The sequence below is a fragment of the Streptomyces phyllanthi genome (genome assembly GCF_009377205.1).
Classification (GTDB): Bacteria; Actinomycetota; Actinomycetes; order Streptomycetales; family Streptomycetaceae; genus Streptomyces; species Streptomyces phyllanthi.
In genome coordinates, this window is record NZ_VJZE01000904.1 from 1 (window position 1) to 1,355 (window position 1,355).

The 1,355-nt window shown below is 71.6% G+C and carries 2 protein-coding genes; one reads left to right on the plus strand and one right to left on the minus strand.

What is annotated here, in order from left to right; genetic code table 11:
- Window positions 1-110: 110 nt before the first annotated feature.
- Complete coding sequence (locus FNH04_RS46010) at window positions 111-479, plus strand: ArsR/SmtB family transcription factor (RefSeq protein WP_152792153.1); 369 nt, start codon at window positions 111-113, stop codon at window positions 477-479.
- Between the two features lie 18 nt (window positions 480-497).
- Here the strand turns inward: FNH04_RS46010 and FNH04_RS46015 are convergent, their stop codons facing one another.
- Complete coding sequence (locus FNH04_RS46015; protein WP_322725776.1) at window positions 498-1,352, minus strand: helix-turn-helix transcriptional regulator; 855 nt, start codon at window positions 1,350-1,352, stop codon at window positions 498-500.
- Between the last annotated feature and the right edge of the window lie 3 nt (window positions 1,353-1,355).

Sequence of the window (1,355 nt, forward strand, 5' to 3'; positions counted from 1 at the left end):
GTCGGGGTCGGGGACTCGTGGGGCGTGAGAGTGGCGGACACCCGCGCCACCATACAGGAACGAATGAATACTCATTCATGTGTTCATCTGCGGTGGGTAAGATGTCGGCCATGGGTCATGGAGCCGTCACCACCGCGCAGGAAGCCGCCCCTCGCGTACGCCTCGACGCGGCCAACGTCGCGAAGGTGGCCACGACCCTCCAGGCCCTCTCCACCCCGTCCCGTCTGCTGATCCTCGCGCGGCTGCGTGAAGGGCCGCTGCCGGCGACCGAGTTGGCGGCCGAGGTCGGCATGGAGCAGTCGGCGTGCTCGCACCAGCTCCGGCTGCTGCGCAACCTGGGCCTGGTCGTGGGCGAGCGGCGGGGACGTTCGGTGGTGTACGCGCTGCACGACCACCATGTCGCCGAACTGCTCGACCAGGCCGTGTACCACGTGGAGCACCTGCGCCTGGGGATCAGCGACGCGGCCGAGGTGGACTAGGGGCGCCCGGTCGGCATGTCAGGGCAGCAGGCCGAGGCCGCGGGCGGTGTTGACCACGTCGAGGCGTGAGTGGCAGCCGAGCCTGCGCATGGCGCTGCGCAGGTAGCTCTTGACCGTTTCGATCCGCAGGCCGAGCTGGTCGGCGACATCGCTGTTGGTCCAGCCGAGCGCGACACAGGAGAGGACGTCGAGTTCCCTCGCCGACAGGGCCGGTACGGGCGGGCCTCCGGGGTGGTTCCCGGCCTCGGCCAGCTTCTCGCACGCCGCGCTGACCCGGTCGCGGATATCGGAGTCCGCGACCTGCTGGGCGAGGATCCGCAGCTCCGCGTAGGCCTCGCGGACGGTCTCCCAGCGGGGGGACGAGGCCGGGTCCGCGCAGTCGAGCGGGGCCGTCTCCCCGTCCAGGTCCGCGAGACGGCGGTTCACCTCGTCCTGTACCGCCAGGCTCTGCTCCAGGTCCCGGGCGGCGTCCCGTACGGCGTCGAGGGTGCGGTCGCCCAGGGGTACGGCCTGGCGGACGGCGCCGTACAGCACCGCCCGTACGGAGCGGTTGACCACGACGGGGACCGCGGCCATGGCGCGCAGGCCCTCCGCCGCCACCACATGGTTGTACTGGTGGCTGATCCCCTTGGCGGACCCGTAGTCGTTGACCGCGATCGGGCGGCGCAGCGCCACCGCCCTGCCGCCGAGTCCCTGGCCGAAGCCGACGGTCACACCGCGCATCGCGCCCGTGGTGACGCCGACCATCTCGCTGAGCTGCACATGGCCCGGGCCCGACACGGCACCGCCGAAGGCGAGGTCCAGCTTGATGGCCCTGCGCAGGGATGTGAGGGCGCGGTTGACCTGACGGATGTCCGCGGTGGACGGGGGGATGAC